At 63.0% G+C, this 14,805-nt stretch carries 15 protein-coding genes; 2 read left to right on the forward strand and 13 right to left on the reverse strand.

The features are described 5' to 3' along the window. Positions 1–32 precede the first annotated feature (32 nt). Together F3H35_RS11595 and aroQ are read right to left on the reverse strand one after the other, a co-directional pair. Positions 33–791: a LuxR family transcriptional regulator gene (locus tag F3H35_RS11595; protein WP_149779744.1), complete on the reverse strand. Its 759-nt coding sequence runs from the start codon at positions 789–791 to the stop codon at positions 33–35. Next, positions 788–1,231 carry a type II 3-dehydroquinate dehydratase gene (gene aroQ, locus F3H35_RS11600; protein WP_149779745.1) on the reverse strand — a complete coding sequence of 148 codons (444 nt, stop codon included), beginning with the start codon at positions 1,229–1,231 and terminating at the stop codon, positions 788–790. The genes F3H35_RS11595 and aroQ overlap by 4 nt, the downstream gene beginning before the upstream one ends. 766 nt (positions 1,232–1,997) lie before the next feature. On the opposite strand from aroQ, the gene F3H35_RS11605 reads away from it, so the two are divergent. Beyond that, a complete protein-coding gene (locus tag F3H35_RS11605) occupies positions 1,998–2,429 on the forward strand; it encodes a hypothetical protein (protein ID WP_149779746.1) in 432 nt (143 codons plus the stop codon). Between the two features lie 9 nt (positions 2,430–2,438). On the opposite strand, the gene F3H35_RS11610 is transcribed toward F3H35_RS11605, so the two are convergent. Together F3H35_RS11610 and F3H35_RS11615 are read right to left on the reverse strand one after the other, a co-directional pair. Next, complete coding sequence (locus tag F3H35_RS11610) at positions 2,439–3,698, reverse strand: NAD(P)/FAD-dependent oxidoreductase (protein ID WP_149779747.1); 1,260 nt, start codon at positions 3,696–3,698, stop codon at positions 2,439–2,441. A gap of 94 nt (positions 3,699–3,792) precedes the next feature. Beyond that, complete coding sequence (locus F3H35_RS11615; RefSeq protein WP_149779748.1) at positions 3,793–5,016, reverse strand: acyl-CoA dehydrogenase; 1,224 nt, start codon at positions 5,014–5,016, stop codon at positions 3,793–3,795. Between the two features lie 104 nt (positions 5,017–5,120). Here F3H35_RS11615 and F3H35_RS11620 point away from each other — a divergent pair, with 104 nt between their 5' ends. Next, complete coding sequence (locus tag F3H35_RS11620; protein WP_149779749.1) at positions 5,121–6,032, forward strand: LysR substrate-binding domain-containing protein; 912 nt, start codon at positions 5,121–5,123, stop codon at positions 6,030–6,032. Positions 6,033–6,165: 133 nt separating this feature from the next. Here F3H35_RS11620 and phoB read toward each other — a convergent pair whose 3' ends face one another. The 9 genes from phoB to gmk all read right to left on the reverse strand — a co-directional run bounded on the left by phoB (position 6,166) and on the right by gmk (position 14,778). Then, the gene (gene phoB / locus F3H35_RS11625; protein ID WP_007815369.1) at positions 6,166–6,855 is read right to left on the reverse strand and encodes a phosphate regulon transcriptional regulator PhoB; all 690 of its coding nucleotides are present in this window, start codon (positions 6,853–6,855) and stop codon (positions 6,166–6,168) included. A gap of 17 nt (positions 6,856–6,872) precedes the next feature. Further along, the gene (gene phoU, locus F3H35_RS11630; RefSeq protein WP_149779750.1) at positions 6,873–7,592 is read right to left on the reverse strand and encodes a phosphate signaling complex protein PhoU; all 720 of its coding nucleotides are present in this window, start codon (positions 7,590–7,592) and stop codon (positions 6,873–6,875) included. An 11-nt stretch (positions 7,593–7,603) separates the two neighbouring features. Next, complete coding sequence (pstB, locus tag F3H35_RS11635; protein ID WP_149779751.1) at positions 7,604–8,401, reverse strand: phosphate ABC transporter ATP-binding protein PstB; 798 nt, start codon at positions 8,399–8,401, stop codon at positions 7,604–7,606. Between the two features lie 16 nt (positions 8,402–8,417). Further along, positions 8,418–9,776, reverse strand: a complete 1,359-nt coding sequence (pstA, locus tag F3H35_RS11640) for a phosphate ABC transporter permease PstA (protein ID WP_149779752.1) — start codon at positions 9,774–9,776, stop codon at positions 8,418–8,420. Continuing rightward, complete coding sequence (gene pstC, locus F3H35_RS11645; protein WP_149779753.1) at positions 9,773–11,236, reverse strand: phosphate ABC transporter permease subunit PstC; 1,464 nt, start codon at positions 11,234–11,236, stop codon at positions 9,773–9,775. The genes pstA and pstC overlap by 4 nt, the downstream gene beginning before the upstream one ends. Positions 11,237–11,340: 104 nt before the next feature. Further along, positions 11,341–12,381 carry a substrate-binding domain-containing protein gene (locus F3H35_RS11650; protein ID WP_149779754.1) on the reverse strand — a complete coding sequence of 347 codons (1,041 nt, stop codon included), beginning with the start codon at positions 12,379–12,381 and terminating at the stop codon, positions 11,341–11,343. Positions 12,382–12,569: 188 nt separating this feature from the next. Then, the gene (locus tag F3H35_RS11655) at positions 12,570–13,619 is read right to left on the reverse strand and encodes a sensor histidine kinase (protein WP_149779755.1); all 1,050 of its coding nucleotides are present in this window, start codon (positions 13,617–13,619) and stop codon (positions 12,570–12,572) included. Next, a complete protein-coding gene (locus F3H35_RS11660; protein ID WP_149779756.1) occupies positions 13,616–14,140 on the reverse strand; it encodes a gamma carbonic anhydrase family protein in 525 nt (174 codons plus the stop codon). The genes F3H35_RS11655 and F3H35_RS11660 overlap by 4 nt, the downstream gene beginning before the upstream one ends. Then, the gene (gene gmk, locus F3H35_RS11665; RefSeq protein ID WP_149779757.1) at positions 14,137–14,778 is read right to left on the reverse strand and encodes a guanylate kinase; all 642 of its coding nucleotides are present in this window, start codon (positions 14,776–14,778) and stop codon (positions 14,137–14,139) included. Before gmk ends, F3H35_RS11660 begins: the two co-directional genes overlap by 4 nt. Between the last annotated feature and the right edge of the window lie 27 nt (positions 14,779–14,805).

Raw genomic sequence — 14,805 nt, forward strand, 5'->3', positions numbered from 1 at the left:
TTTCGATGTTTTTTTTGGTCTTTCGTTCCGGATCATGGGTCCAGAACGAACATCTGGTTCTGAAACGCTGCCTTCAGAACGGCCTGGGCCGTGGTCTCGACGTTCAACGATTCGCGCGCAAGCCGCAGGTGTTTTTCGACTGTGGCGGGGGTCAGGCCCATCAGAACGGCGATATCCTGAGTGGTCTTGCCATCGCCGACCCAGGCCAGAACCTCGCGTTGGCGCCGGGTCAAGGCGCGGCCCTTCGTGGTGTAGGGCAGGGTGAGGATGCGCAGGTGAACCACGTTGTTGAGCGTGAGGATTTCATGCCCGTAGCTGGCCCAGATGGCATCGACTGCGGGCTGATCCAGGTCTCGGCGGGCCGTCAGGGCGATGGCGCCCTTGCTGCGGGGCGTGACGGATTTGAAGCTGATCGAATACCCGGCGGTCACGCCATGGCGCCGATTGAATTCGATCACCTTGCGTTCCGCTTCAGAGATGTCGCCGGACAGCTTCCTGTCGGCCATCACCGACCATGAGCAGGCGCCTTCATTGTCGAGCGCCCATTTGACCATCGGCGCGTGGAAATAGAGGCCTTCGCCGATGAAGACATCCGAGTAATCCTGATGATGATTGGTCAGCAAGACGAAATCGTCGGGATCCCCGAGCGAGGTTTCGGTGCGGTAGCGGGTGTAGCCATACATGATCCGGTCGAACCCGTAATCGGCCATGCGCCGGGTGTGGATCTTCCAGACTTCCTCGACGCTGGAGACGTTGATGATTTCGTTGATGACCGCTGTGCTGACCGTCATGAAGCGCGCTCCAGGTGTCCGACCATGGCGTCGAGCGCCAGTTCGTACCCCTGGGCGCCGAAGCCACAGATTATACCGATAGCGACTCGTGAAATATAAGACTGATGACGGAACGCTTCACGCGAATGGATATTGGACAGGTGCAATTCGATCGCCGGAATTTCGACCGAGCTGAGCGCATCCATCAGCGCGATGGAGGTGTGCGTGTAAGCACCCGCATTGAGAATGATCCCGTGATGCGTACCGCGCGCCGCATGGATCGCGTCGATCAGGGCACCTTCGGAATTGTCCTGCTGAAACGCCAGATCGACGGACAGGGCCTTGGCACGGGTGCGGCACATCGCTTCGATATCGGCCAGCGTGGTGGTGCCATAGACATCAGGTTGCCGGGTGCCGAGCAAGTTCAGATTGGGCCCGTTAAGGATCAGGATCGAGGTCATTGGAGCGTTCCCTTGTTGGCCGCTGTTCTAGCGCGCTGTCACGGCCCGTGTCGAGAGTGCGATAAGCGGCGATAGCGTTTCGCGCGTGATCTGCGACATGGATGCCGCTAGGGTCAGGCCCGTATGAAACCGCTGCTTTGCGTAAGCTTTGCCTTTCAACAATATGTTTTTAAACAGGATAAACGGTAGCGGCCTCATATCGCGGCCATGTATATTATTTACATAATACTGATTATGCGCCTTAGATCACGATCCGTAGCGCATGGTGTCCAGACATGCCTGCGGCACGATTTTTCGTCACCCGGCAACCCGCCCCCCTGCGGATCGGTCATCGTCTCAATCTGCGCCTCATTGACGGATGATAATGTAAGCGCGGCTTTGCTGGCCCTATCATCAAAGCGTTCCGCCTTTGACCTGAGGCATCAGCTATAGGCGGAACGCGTAGAACGAATGAACGAAGCACTGCAGTTCGCGAAAATCTGTGAGTCAGTTTTTTCGCGAAGCGCTTTAAAGAACCGCAGCACTTGAAGAGCGTATGAGCGACAAGGATGCCACGGTATGGCGGATATCATGGGACAGATTTTCGGGGAACGGACGAACCCAGAGCAGCGCCTGAGGGAGGCAGCGTTTTGGTGCCGTGTTCTGTGCCCCGCCCTGTCGGGATCGCTCACCACATATTTCAGGGACTTTGCGCTGTTTGGCAGGCCGGGTGCAGCCGGCGTCATGGCGTTTGGGGCGCGCGACTAAAACAGGGAGACGATCACATATGCGGCTTAGGATCATCACACCAAAGCGGGTTGTTCTGGACACCGAGGTCAGCCAGATTTTCGGCCAGGGCAGTCAGGGGGCGTTCGGGCTTTGGGCTGGTGACATGGATTGCCTGTCGGATCTGGTGCCGGGTGTTCTGAGATATCAGGTACCGGGGGGACCGCTCGGCCATGTGGGGCTGAGCGCGGGCATTCTTGTCAAGAAAGGGTCCGTGGTGACGGTCACGACGAGCAACGCCTATCCGAGCCATGACCCCGCCGAGGCCGCGCGGCGTATCAGGGCCGAGCGGCGCGATGCGGCGGATGCCGACAGGCTCGAGCGCGAGGCGCTGGCCATGCTGGACGCCGAGATGCAACGCCAGTTGGTCATGTTTGACAGGCCGGCCACTTATGCGGCTCAGGCTGCGCTGTCGGATCTGGGCAAGGGATGAGACGCGCGGTCAGCGCCGCGCTGATACGGCGTGCACAAGGCGCGCGCCGGTCTCGTAGATCGCGGTCTTGAGGCCCGGAAGCCTTTCGATATGCGCGCCCACGGGGTCGAGCGGCAAATGGCTGTCATCCCCCGTCAGCAAGGCATGTGCCGCGGCCTGCCCAAAAGCGGTGCCGGGGGCGATCCCACGGCCCGAATAGCCGAAGATCGACAGCGCATCGGGACCGATCCGCAGGATGCGCGGCAGATGGTCCGACGTCATCGAGATCTGCCCGGCCCATTGATGGGTGATCTCGGCATCGGCCAGTTGCGGGAAAAGCTGTGCCAGCTTGCGACGTGCCCATCCCGCCTGCACGCCGGTATCGTCGCCCATGCCGCCAAGGATCACCCTACCCGCCGCGTCGCGGCGCAAGGACGACATGATCAGGCCGGTATCCCAGCACCCTTCCCCGCCCGGCAAAATGTCTCGAGAAATGTTGTTTCCGAGGGGGGCTGTGGCGAGTTGGAAGTAATTGACCTTGGGTACATGAGGTAATGTCATATGAGCCACGGGCCGGTGATAGGCGTTGGTGGCCACCAGAAGCGCCTTGGCGCGCAGCGTGGCGTCGTTGCTGCGGATGATCCAGTGATCGCCCTGCCGGGTGATCGCGCTGGCGGCACTATTCTCGAAGAGACGCGCGCCCATGTCCCGGGCCGCGCGGGCCAGACCACGGACATAAGCCAAGGGCTGAACCGTCCCTGCCCTTGCATCATGGAGCGCGCCGTGAAAGCCGGATGTGCCGGTGCGGGCCGCAGTCTCGGTTTGGTCCAGCACCGTGACCGGCGCATTGCGGCGGATCAACTGGGCGTGCCGGGCCTTGAGCTGTGCCAATCCGCGTGGCGCATGGGCGAGGTGCAAGGTGCCCGCGCGGCGCGGCTCGCAGGCGATGTCGTGCCGTGCGATCAGGTCGAACACCAAATCGGGGGCCGACGCCAGAACGGTATTGAGCCGCTCACCCGCCTCGGTTCCGAGCGTGTCGCAGACCGTATCGGGCGGCAGCCACAGACCGGCATTAACCAGCCCCACATTCCGCCCCGAGCCGCCGTGGCCGATGGTGTCGGACTCCAGTAAAATAACGTCCGCGCCCTGCCCGACGGCCTTTAGAGCGGCGCTGCAGCCAGTGAAGCCGCCGCCGATCACCAGCAGATCGCATGACAGATCACCCGACACAGGCGGGGCGGAGAAGGTTTCGGCGGCGCTGTCACGCCAGAGGGAGCCGAGGTCGCGCATCGAGTCACCGTAAGAGTCGCACGGGCCACGGTAGCGCGTGCAGGGCCAGACGCAACAGGCGATAGCCCTGCCCCCTGCCCCTGCAGCCTGTGGATCAGAAGAACGCCTGCAACCCGGTCTGCGCACGTCCGAGGATGAGCGCGTGCACGTCATGCGTGCCTTCGTAGGTGTTCACGGTCTCGAGGTTCATCATGTGGCGAATGACTTGATATTCCTCGGAAATTCCATTGCCGCCATGCATGTCGCGGGCCATGCGCGCGATGTCGAGCGCCTTGCCGCAATTGTTGCGCTTGATGAGGCTGATCATCTCGGGGGCGGCACTGGCTTCGTCCATCAGGCGACCGACGCGCAGCGCGGCCTGCAGACCCAACGTCACCTCTGTTTGCATATCGGCAAGCTTTTTCTGGAAAAGCTGGGTCTGGGCCAGAGGGCGGCGGAACTGATGACGGTCGAGACCATATTGACGGGCGGCGTGCCAGCAAAATTCGGCCGAGCCCATGACACCCCAGGCGATGCCATAGCGCGCGCGGTTGAGGCAGCCGAACGGCCCCTTGAGCCCTTCGACATGGGGCAAGAGCGCGTCTTCCCCGACCTCGACGCCATCCATCACGATCTCGCCGGTGACCGAGGCGCGAAGGCTTTGTTTTCCGGTGATTTTCGGGGCGCTGAGACCCTTCATGCCCTTGTCGAGAATGAAGCCCTTGATCTTGCCGTCATGGGCTTCGGACTTGGCCCAGACGACGAAGACATCGGCGATGGGCGCATTGGAAATCCACATCTTGGAGCCGGTGAGACGGTAGCCCGTCGCGGTCTTCTCGGCGCGGGTCTTCATGCCGGCGGGATCCGATCCGGCATCGGGTTCGGTCAGGCCGAAACAGCCGATCAACTCACCGCTGGCCAATCCCGGCAGGTATTTGAGACGCTGGTCTTCGCTGCCATAGGCATAGATCGGGTACATCACGAGCGAGGATTGCACGCTCATCATCGACCGATAGCCGGAATCGACCCGCTCGATTTCGCGGGCAACCAGCCCATAGGCCACGTAACCTGCGGACAATCCACCATATTCTTCAGGGATCGTGGTGCCCAGAAGGCCCATCTGCCCCATCTCGCGAAAAATGCCGGGATCGGTTTCTTCATTGGCATAGGCGCGGATCACGCGCGGCTGCAGCGCCTCCTGAGCGAAGGTGCGCGCGCTTTGGGAAATCATCCGCTCTTCTTCAAGCAGTTGATTTTCCAGCATGAAAGGATCCTGCCAGTCGAAAGATCCGAGATCGGGCTTGTCTTTCTGGCGGATGCTGGGCGTGTCGAGGCTCATGGTCTGTCCGTCCTTATGAGGAAATATCGGGTTAATTGGACAATACATCAGCTCTCGGGTAAGAAAAAACGCGAATTCTGCATTTATCCATGAGGATTGCGCATATGAGTACGATACCACGCCGCTTTCTGCCCTCGACCGCCAGCCTGCGGGCGCTGGAAGCGCTGGACCGAATGGGCAGTGCCACGGCGGCGGCCGAAGAGCTGTCGTTGAGCCAGAGCGCGGTGAGCCGACAGCTGCAAACGCTGGAAGAGCAGTTGGGGATCACCTTGATTATAAGGCAAGGGCGGCGGATGGTGCTGACGCCGGAGGCCGCCGACTATGCCGCCGAGATCCGCGCGGCGCTGCACAAGATCAGCCAGGCGACGTTGAAAGTGACGGTGAATCCGGCGGGCGGCAGTCTGAGCCTTGCCATCCTGCCCACGTTCGGGATGCGCTGGCTGGTGCCGCGACTGGCGGATTTCGCGCGGCGGCACCCGGAGGTGACGATTAACCTTTCGACCCGGATAAAGCCGTTCAACTTCGCCTCGGAACCCTTTGATGCTGCACTCCATTTCGGGCGCGCGGACTGGCCAGGAACGCAGGCTTTGCGGCTGAAGACCGAAGCCGTGATCGCGGTTTGTGCGCCAGAGCTTCTGGCGGGGCGCGCGCTCAGCGGGCCGGGTGATCTGTTGGGCTTGCCGCTTTTGCATATCGAGACCCGGCCCGAGGCGTGGCGGGCCTGGTTTGCAGCGCATGGAATCGAGGCGGGACAGGTTACGGGGACGATTTATGACCAGTTTTCAACGATTACGCAGGCGGCGCTGCACGGGTTGGGCGTGGCGCTTTTGCCCGATTACCTGGCCGAACAGGATCTGGCGACGGGGCGGCTGGTGCGGGCCTGGGGCGATGTGACCGAGACGCCGGGCGCCTATCACCTTGTTTGGCCAGTGGAAAAGGCGCGCGATGGGGCGCTGATCAAGTTTCGGGATTGGCTGAGCACACAGGCTGAGGACGAAGACCCCCTGCCCCGCTGACGCAGCAGTCCATGAGGATTGCGCATATAGCCCCAAAACCGACTTGTGTACGAACCGTACGAAACCGACGCGGGTTTGGGACGAAACCCGGGCCATTCGCCCGGATTTGTGTCCATCCCGTACGCAAATCGCGTTAGCCGAGCGCGTAGCCCGCGCCGCGCACGGTGCGCAGCGGATCGCCCCCGCCATGCTGACAGAGCGCCTTGCGCAGCCGTCCGATATGAACATCGACGGTGCGGGTATCGACATAGATGTCGCGGCCCCAGACCCGGTCCAGCAATTGTTCGCGAGACCAGACGCGGCCCGGCTTTTCCATGAAGGTCGAGAGTAGGCGAAATTCGGTCGGGCCGAGTTTCAGCGGCTTGTCGGAGCGGGTGACGCGGTGGGTTTCGGCATCGAGCACGATATCTTCATATTCCAGACGCTCGCCCACGGCCGAGGGTCGGGAGCGGCGCAGGAGCGCGCGCACGCGGGCCATCAGCTCGATCACGGAATAGGGTTTGACCACGTAGTCATCGGCGCCGGTTTCCAGACCGCGCACCCGGTCCACCTCTTCCGAGCGGGCCGAGAGCATGAGGATCGGCACGTTGCGCGTATCGGCGCGGGTCTTGAGCTGGCGGCAAACCTCGATGCCCGAGACATTGGGCAGCATCCAGTCGAGCACGATGATGTCGGGGGCGGCCTCGTCGACGAGCAACAGAGCCTCTTCGCCGTTTTCGGCGGTGGTCACGCGGAACCCGTCGGCTTCGAGGTTGTAGCTGAGCACTTCGCGCTGCGCGGGCTCATCCTCGACCAGAAGGACGGAGGGCTGATCGATGGACATGGGTCACAGTTCCTTGTTCAGGCCTTGGGTGCCACGGTGGGATCGATCGACGTGCGGTCCTGCTTGGGGCGCACATCGTCGGGCATGTCGCCGGTGACGAGATAGATCACCTGTTCGGCGATGGAGGTGACGTGGTCGCCCATGCGCTCGGTGTTCTTGGCGATGAAATGCAGATGCATGCAGGGCGTGATGTTGCGGGGGTCTTCCATCATGAAGGTCAGGAATTCGCGGAAGAGCGCGTTATACATCTGGTCGATGTCATGGTCGCGATTGACCACGTCGCGGGCCAGATCGGCGTCGCGCTGGATATAGGCGTCAAGCGCGTCGCGCAGCATCTTTTCGACTTCGCGGGCCATGCGGCGCAGCGCGACGGTGGAGCCGTTGATCGGCGTCATCTGGGCCAGAACGGTGGTGCGCTTGGCCATGTTCTTGGAATAATCGCCGATCCGTTCGAGGTTGCCGGCGATTTTCATGACGGTGAGGATCAGGCGCAGGTCGATCGCGGTGGGGGCGCGCAGGGCGATGGTGCGGGCGGCCTCTTCGTTGATCTGCTCTTCGAGCGCGTCGATGGCGCGGTCGCCCTGGCGGACCTGTTCGGCGAGCTCTTCGTCGCGGGTTTCCAGAGAGGTGGCGGCGTCGAGGATGGCCTGTTCGACCAGCCCGCCCATCTTCATGATCTGGGCCTGGATGGTTTCGAGATCGCGATCGAAAGCCGAGGCGATATGGGTGTCGGACATCTGAAGGCTCCTTAGCCGATACGGCCGGTGATGTAGCTTTCGGTGCGCTCATCCACGGGATTGGTGAAGATCTGCCCGGTTTCGCCGAATTCGACGAGATGGCCGAGATGGAAGAAGGCGGTCTTCTGGCTGACGCGCGCGGCCTGCTGCATGGAGTGGGTGACGATGATGACCGAGTAGGACTGGCGCAGCTCGTCGATCAGTTCCTCGACCTGGGCCGTGGCGATGGGATCGAGGGCCGAGCACGGCTCGTCCATGAGAAGAACCTCGGGCGCGGTGGCGACGGCGCGGGCGATGCACAGGCGCTGCTGCTGGCCACCGGAAAGGCCGGTGCCGGGGGCGTCGAGCCGGTCCTTGACCTCGTCCCAGATGGCGCCGCGGCGCAGGGCGGTTTCAACGATCTCGTCCAGTTCCGCCTTGGAGCGGGCGAGGCCGTGGATGCGCGGGCCATAAGCCACGTTGTCGTAGATCGACTTGGGGAACGGGTTGGGCTTCTGAAAGACCATGCCGACCTTGGCGCGCAGCTGCACGGGATCGACGCGCTTGTCGTAGATATCCTCGCCATCGAGACGGATATCGCCTTCGACGCGGCAGACATCGATCGTGTCGTTCATCCGGTTCAGGCAGCGCAGGAAGGTCGACTTCCCGCAGCCCGACGGGCCGATGAAGGCGGTGACGGTATTGTCCTCGATCTCAACGGTCACGTCCTTGATGGCGTGGGTGTCTCCGTAATAGACCTGCACATTGCGGGCGGAGAACTTGATTTCTTTCTGGTCCACGTTTCTCTCCAGGCTGGGCGCGTCGTACATGGGGGTTTTCCCTCGTTTACCAGCGGCGCTCGAAGCGGCGGCGCAGGATGATGGCAATGATATTCATGGTCATCAGGAAGACCAGAAGGATGATGATGCCGCCCCAGGCGCGTTCGTAATAGGCCGGATCGGCGCGCTTGGCCCATTCGAAGATCTGCGCGGGCATGGCCGAGTTGGGGTCCATGAAGCCCGAGGCCAAGCCGTCGGGATAGTTGGTGGCGATGTAGCCCACCATCCCGATCAGAAGCAAGGGCGCGGTTTCGCCAAGCGCCTGAGCCAGACCGATGATCGTGCCCGTGAGGATGCCGGGCATGGCCATCGGCAGCACATGGTGGAACACCGCCTGCATCTTCGACGCGCCGACGCCCAGTGCCGCGTCGCGGATCGAGGGCGGCACGGATTTCAGCGAGGCGCGGGTCGAGATCACGATGGTCGGCAAGGTCATCAGCGTGAGCGTGAGGCCGCCCACCAGAGGGGCGGATTGCGGCAGATGGGCGAACTGGATGAACACCGCGAGACCCAGGATACCGAACACGATGGAGGGGACGGCGGCGAGGTTCGAGATGTTCACCTCGATCAGGTCGGTGAAGCGGTTTTTCGGGGCGAATTCCTCGAGATAGATGGAGGCGGCCACACCGATCGGCAGCGACAGGGCCAGAACCACCAGCATCATGAAGAACGAGCCCAGGATCGACACCCCCAGACCGGCCTGTTCGGGGCGGCTTTCGGAGGCGTCGGCGCCGGTGATGAACGTAAGGTTGAATTCCTTGACCACGATGCCGGCGGCGACCAGCCCATCGACGATATCGAGATGTTCGACATCGATGTTCTTGTCGCGCACCACGTCTTCGCGGAACACGCGGTCCTTGAGATAGCCATCCACGCGAGACGAGGCGAGGATGCGGAAGTCGACCGTCTGGCCGATGAGATCGGGATTTTCGATCACCGTGTCGCGCACCTGCGCTGCGGCGGAGGGCGAGATCATCTGTTTCATGTCGCCGGGCTTGGCCAGCGGGGTTTCGATGCCTGCGGCCTGCACCACATCGAACAGCCCCTGCTGGATCAGCGGCGTGTAGCCGAAGGTGGACACCTTCTTGATCGCCTCGATGTCGCGCTCGCCGGATTTGTCGAGCTTGGCGGGATCGAGATAGACCGGAACCTTGATGAAGGTCTGCTGGAAGGCGCCGACCCCGTTGAAGAGGATCGAGCCGAGCAGGATCACCAGGAACACAAGACCGGTGGCCACGGCGGCGATGCCATAGGCGCGAAAGCGGGCTTCGGCGCGGTTGCGCTTGCGGGTGCGCGCGTCAACGGTGTTGAGCGAGCGATGCGCGGGTGCGGCGGCGCTGTTCTCGGGAAGGCTCGCGTCGGTCATTCGTATTGCTCCCGGTATTTGCGGACAATGAAGAGGGCGAAGACATTGAGCCCGAGGGTCAGCACGAAGAGCGTCATGCCCAAGGCGAAGGCCACGAGCGCCTCGGCGCTGGCGAAATCGGCGTCTCCGGTCAGCTGGCTGACGATCTTGGCGGTGACGGTGGTCATCGCGTCGAACGGGTTCATCGAGAGCCGGGCCGCGGCCCCTGCCCCGAGCACCACGATCATCGTCTCGCCAATGGCGCGGCTGGCGGCCAGAAGGATCGCACCGACGATGCCGGGAAGTGCGGCCGGCAGGATCACCTGACGGACGGTTTCGGACTTGGTGGCGCCCAGACCATATGAGCCGTCGCGCATCGCCTGAGGGACGGCGTTGATGATGTCGTCGCTGAGCGAGCTGACGAAGGGAATGAGCATGATGCCCATCACCAGACCGGCTGTCATGACGGCGGTGCTGGCCTGCATGATGCCGACGCCGTCATCGCCGAAGATCTGCACCAGCAGCGGGCCGACGGTGAGCAGCGCGAAGAGGCCGTAGACGATGGTGGGGATGCCGGCCAGAACCTCGAGCAGGGGTTTGGCGACCGAGCGCACCTTGCCGGGGGCGTATTCGGACAGGTAGACCGCCGAGAAGAGACCGATCGGCACCGCCACCAGAAGCGCGATCAGCGAGATGTAGAAGGTGCCCCACAGAAGCGGCAGAACGCCAAGCTCGGAGCCGCCCCCGAAGCTGGGTGCCCATGTGGTGCCGAAGAAGAAATCCCATGCCGAGTAGAGCTTGAAGAACTCGAGCGTGTTGAAGATGAGCGACAGCACGATGCCGAGCGTGGTCAACACGGCGACACTTGCAGCCGCGACCAGAAGCGCGCGAATGCCCTGTTCGACCACGTTGCGGGCGCGAAAGTCGCGGTCGGTGCGCGAGAGCGCATAGACGAAGCCAAGCGCGGCGATGGCCAGAACGGCAATGGTCATCATCAGGTTGCCGACGCGCGACATGGAGCGGTAGTCCTGAGCGGCGCTGAGCACGGCGGCGTTGACATCCGAGCCGAGGGCGACGCCCACTTCGGCCAGACGTTCACGCACCTGGGTGAATTCGCTGCGCAAAGTCGCGGCATCGTCGCGGGTCATGGCGCCTTGCGACACCGCAAGGTCCAGCCCGTCGGCGACGCGGCGCACATCGGACATCACGAGGCTGCGGGTCGAGCTTTCGGGGATGGCGCTGTCGGGCAGTTGCCCGGCGATGGTGTTTTCGACCAGAAGCGGTTGCGCGATCAACCAGACGGCCAGAAGGCCTGTTGCCGGCACAAGCGCCATGAGCGCCACATGCCAGCCGTAATAACTGGGCAGGGAATGCAGAGCGCGGCTATCGCCGCCGGCATTCTGGAGGGCGCGTTGGCGGCCAAGGACGTATCCGATGGCCGACAGCGCGAGAACGATCAGGACAAGCCATGTTGCGGGCATGGGGGCCTCGGGGTCTGGTCGGAATTTCGGGGGTAACAGGCGACAGGAACGGAAAAAAGGGGGGTGGCACAGGCTGCGCCACCCCCCGAAGAACCGGGGATGGCTTACATGCCTTCGCCCATGGTCACTTCGTCAGCGATCTTCGCCTGGGTCATGGCCAGTTCCGGATCCGAGACGAGGCCGTAGTTGGCCAGCGGGCCGTCGGGGCCTGCGATTTCGTCGGACACGAAGAATTCAGCGAATTCCTTGAGGCCGGGGATCACGCCGATATGCGCTTTCTTGACGTAGAAGAACAGCGGACGCGACACCGGGTATTCACCCGAAGCGATGGTTTCGGTCGAGGGTGCAACGCCCGACATGGTGGCAACCTTGAGCTTGTCGGTGTTGTTCTCGTAGAAGGCCAGACCGAACACGCCCACGCCTTCGGCGTTGCTGTCGATACGGGCCAGAGTTTCGGTGTAGTCGCCGTCGATATCGATCGAACGGCCATCGGTGCGCACCGAGATGCAGGCATCTTCGATGGAGTCTTCGTCCATGCCGGCCTCTTCCATGGCCTTCATGGCGCCGGTGGCTTCACAGCCGTGGGCCAGAACCTTTTCCTCGAACACTTCACGGGTGCCGTGCTTGGTGCCGGGGATGAAGGCGGCGATTTCAACGGCGGGCAGATCGGCGTTGAACTCTGACCACATGGTGTAGGGGTTGTCGACCAGCTCGCCGTCTTTCAGCACCTTGGGGGCCAGGGCGTTGTACCAGTCGGCAGGCTCGAACGCGGTGAAGCCGGGGCCGTCGATCTGGCTGGCAAACACGATCCCGTCATAGCCGATGCGAACCTCGATGATGTCGGTCACGCCGGCTTCGGCACAAGCCTTGATCTCTTTTTCGCGGATGGCGCGCGACGCGTTGGCGATGTCGATGGTGTTTTCACCGACGCCTTCGCAGAAACGCTTGAGGCCCGAGGACGAGCCGCCCGATTCCACGACCGGTGTCGGGAAGTCGAAGTTTTCGCCGAAAGCTTCGGCGACGATCGAGGCGTAGGGCAGAACGGTGGACGAGCCTGCGACCTGCACGTTGTCACGGGCGGCGGCGGCGGTGGCCGAAACTGCGGCGATCGCCAGCGTCGAGGCGGTCATCTTGAAGTAGGACATGGAAAGCTCCTGATTGGTTTGGTTCGGGTTGCCCCGGGGCGACCCTCACCAGCGTGCTAGTGGCCTGCAGCGACGCTTTTGTTACACTTTTGTAACGGTTTCATGACACATCCCGCGATGCGCCGGAATCCGAGCAAAAGCCGGCAGAAAATACGGGCCGCACAGCGCGAAAAAGCGCGAAACTCCGGTCAGGGTTGCGGGTAGGCAGGCAGAATCACCCGAAATTCGGTGCCCTGCCCCAGTTCGGAGTCGATTCGAAGCCGGCCGCGATGGCGATTCACGATATGTTTGACGATGGCCAGCCCCAGCCCGGTGCCGCCCATCTCGCGGGAGCGGTGGCTGTCGATTCGGTAAAACCGTTCGGTCAGGCGCGGAATATGGACGGCATCAATGCCGGGGCCTTCGTCGCGCACGGTGACGATGGCGGCGGGGCCGCGCAGCGACAGGGCATTGGCGTCGGTGGTCAGGCCGATATGCACGGTCTTGCCCTTGCCGCCATATTTGATCGCGTTTTCAATCAGGTTGGTGGCCACTTGCGTCAGCTGATCGACATCGCCCGGCACGATCACCGGGGTTTCGGGCAGATCGAGCGCCAGATGGACATCGGCGGCCTGGGCCACGGGCCGCAGACTGTGCCCCACGCCGGAGAGGCACTTGCCCAGATCGACGCGGTCGGTGGGGCGCACACGCTCGTCGGCCTCGACCCGGCTGAGGGACAGCAGATCGCGCACCAGACGCTCCATGCGCTGCGCCTCGGAGAGCATGACGCCGAGAAACCGCTCAGACGCGCGCGGATCGCCCTTGGCGGGGCCTTGCAGGGTTTCGATGAAGCCCATCAACGCCGTGAGGGGCGTGCGCAGCTCATGGCTGACATTGGCCACGAAGTCGCGGCGCATCTGCCCGGCCTGTTCGAGATGGGTGATGTCCTCGAAGCAGACCAGCGCGCCCGAGGCGGCATCGGTGTCGACCCGTGAGACGGTGACGACGAAACTGGTGTCCTGCCCGCCTTCGCTGCCCAGATAGCGCGTGGTGCGCCGGGTGCCGTCGCGCAGGGTGTTTTCGATGGCGTCGAGCACGGGGGGCTGGCGCAGGGCGGTGATGAAATGCCGCCCCACGATCATTTGCCCCAGAAGCGTGCGGGCCTGATCGTTGGCGGCAAGGATACGCTCGCCCCGCCCGATCAGCACAGCGGGCAGCGGGATCGCGTCAAGCAGGGTCGACAGCCCCTCGCCGGTCATGTGACGGGTGTCAGCCCGGCGCGGAACCGGCGCATATTGCGCTGATAATGCCGCGCCGATTCCCGCAAGCCTTCGATCGCGGCCTCGTCCAGTGTGCGGATCACGCGACCGGGCGATCCCACCACCAGCGAATTGTCGGGAATTTCCTTGCCTTCGGTGATGAGCGCCCCTGCCCCGATCAGGCAGTTGCGACCGATCACCGCGCGGTTGAGGATCGTGGCGCCCATGCCGACAAGGGTGTTGTCGCCGATGGTGCAGCCATGCAGCATCGCCTTGTGGCCGATGGTACAACCGGCGCCGATGGTCAGCGGACAGCCCGGATCGGTATGCATGACGGTGTTTTCCTGCACATTGGTGCCCGCGCCGATCAGGATGAGTTCGTTGTCACCGCGCAGGGTGCAACCGAACCAGATCGATGCGGCCTCTTCCAGGGTGACGTTGCCGATCACATTGGCATCGGGGGCGATCCATGTGTCCTCGGCGATGGTGGGCGACCGCCCGTCGAGCGCATAAAGGGTCATCGGGTTTCCTCGAATTCGCTGTGCAGGGCTTTGACATGGGCGTTCAGCCCCGGCTGCTGGATACGTTTGAGGCGCGCGGCCTCGATGATGGTTTTCAGGCGTCGGTCGGTTTCGTCCAGATCGTCATTGACCAGAACATAGTCATATTCGGCCCAATGGCTGATCTCGTCCCAGCTTTTGCGCATCCGCTTGGCGATCACCTCGGGGCTGTCCTGCCCACGGGTTTCGAGCCGGCGGTGCAATTCGCGGATCGAGGGCGGCAGGATGAAGATCGACAGGGTGTGAGGCCCGAGGGCCGAGTTCTGGATCTGCTGGGCGCCCTGCCAGTCGATGTCGAACAGCACGTCGCGCCCGGCATCGATGGCGGCCTGCACCGCGCCCCGCGGCGAGCCGTAGAAATTGCCGAACACATGGGCATGTTCCAGCATGTCGCCATTGGCCACGTCACGCTGGAACTGTGCTTCGGTCAGGAAATGGTAATCCTGCCCGTCCACCTCGCCCTCGCGGGGGGTGCGGGTGGTGGCGGAGACCGAGAAGGAAATCGAGGGATCCCAATCGCGAAGGCGCCGCGACAGGGTGGATTTGCCAGCCCCCGAGGGCGAGCTGAGGATGATGAGAAGGCCGCAGCGGCGGGTCATTGCGGGGGCTCCTGCTGAGGGCATTGG

Origin of the sequence: Roseovarius litoreus (assembly GCF_900142765.1) — a bacterium.
Taxonomy (GTDB): Bacteria; Pseudomonadota; Alphaproteobacteria; order Rhodobacterales; family Rhodobacteraceae; genus Roseovarius; species Roseovarius litoreus.

Bases quoted from the DNA above. Each gene is read 5' to 3' on its own strand.
- F3H35_RS11660 (WP_149779756.1), bottom strand. From the start codon at position 14,140: ATGACCCTTTATGCGCTCGACGGGCGGTCGCCCACCATCGCCGAGGAC.
- F3H35_RS11655 (WP_149779755.1), bottom strand. From the start codon at position 13,619: ATGACCGGCGAGGGGCTGTCGACCCTGCTTGACGCGATCCCGCTGCCC.
- F3H35_RS11610 (WP_149779747.1), bottom strand. From the start codon at position 3,698: ATGCGCGACCTCGGCTCCCTCTGGCGTGACAGCGCCGCCGAAACCTTC.
- pstC (WP_149779753.1), bottom strand. From the start codon at position 11,236: ATGCCCGCAACATGGCTTGTCCTGATCGTTCTCGCGCTGTCGGCCATC.
- F3H35_RS11620 (WP_149779749.1), top strand. From the start codon at position 5,121: ATGAGTACGATACCACGCCGCTTTCTGCCCTCGACCGCCAGCCTGCGG.
- F3H35_RS11595 (WP_149779744.1), bottom strand. From the start codon at position 791: ATGACGGTCAGCACAGCGGTCATCAACGAAATCATCAACGTCTCCAGC.
- phoU (WP_149779750.1), bottom strand. From the start codon at position 7,592: ATGTCCGACACCCATATCGCCTCGGCTTTCGATCGCGATCTCGAAACC.
- pstA (WP_149779752.1), bottom strand. From the start codon at position 9,776: ATGACCGACGCGAGCCTTCCCGAGAACAGCGCCGCCGCACCCGCGCAT.
- phoB (WP_007815369.1), bottom strand. From the start codon at position 6,855: ATGTCCATCGATCAGCCCTCCGTCCTTCTGGTCGAGGATGAGCCCGCG.
- aroQ (WP_149779745.1), bottom strand. From the start codon at position 1,231: ATGACCTCGATCCTGATCCTTAACGGGCCCAATCTGAACTTGCTCGGC.
- F3H35_RS11650 (WP_149779754.1), bottom strand. From the start codon at position 12,381: ATGTCCTACTTCAAGATGACCGCCTCGACGCTGGCGATCGCCGCAGTT.
- F3H35_RS11605 (WP_149779746.1), top strand. From the start codon at position 1,998: ATGCGGCTTAGGATCATCACACCAAAGCGGGTTGTTCTGGACACCGAG.
- F3H35_RS11615 (WP_149779748.1), bottom strand. From the start codon at position 5,016: ATGAGCCTCGACACGCCCAGCATCCGCCAGAAAGACAAGCCCGATCTC.
- pstB (WP_149779751.1), bottom strand. From the start codon at position 8,401: ATGTACGACGCGCCCAGCCTGGAGAGAAACGTGGACCAGAAAGAAATC.
- gmk (WP_149779757.1), bottom strand. From the start codon at position 14,778: ATGACCCGCCGCTGCGGCCTTCTCATCATCCTCAGCTCGCCCTCGGGG.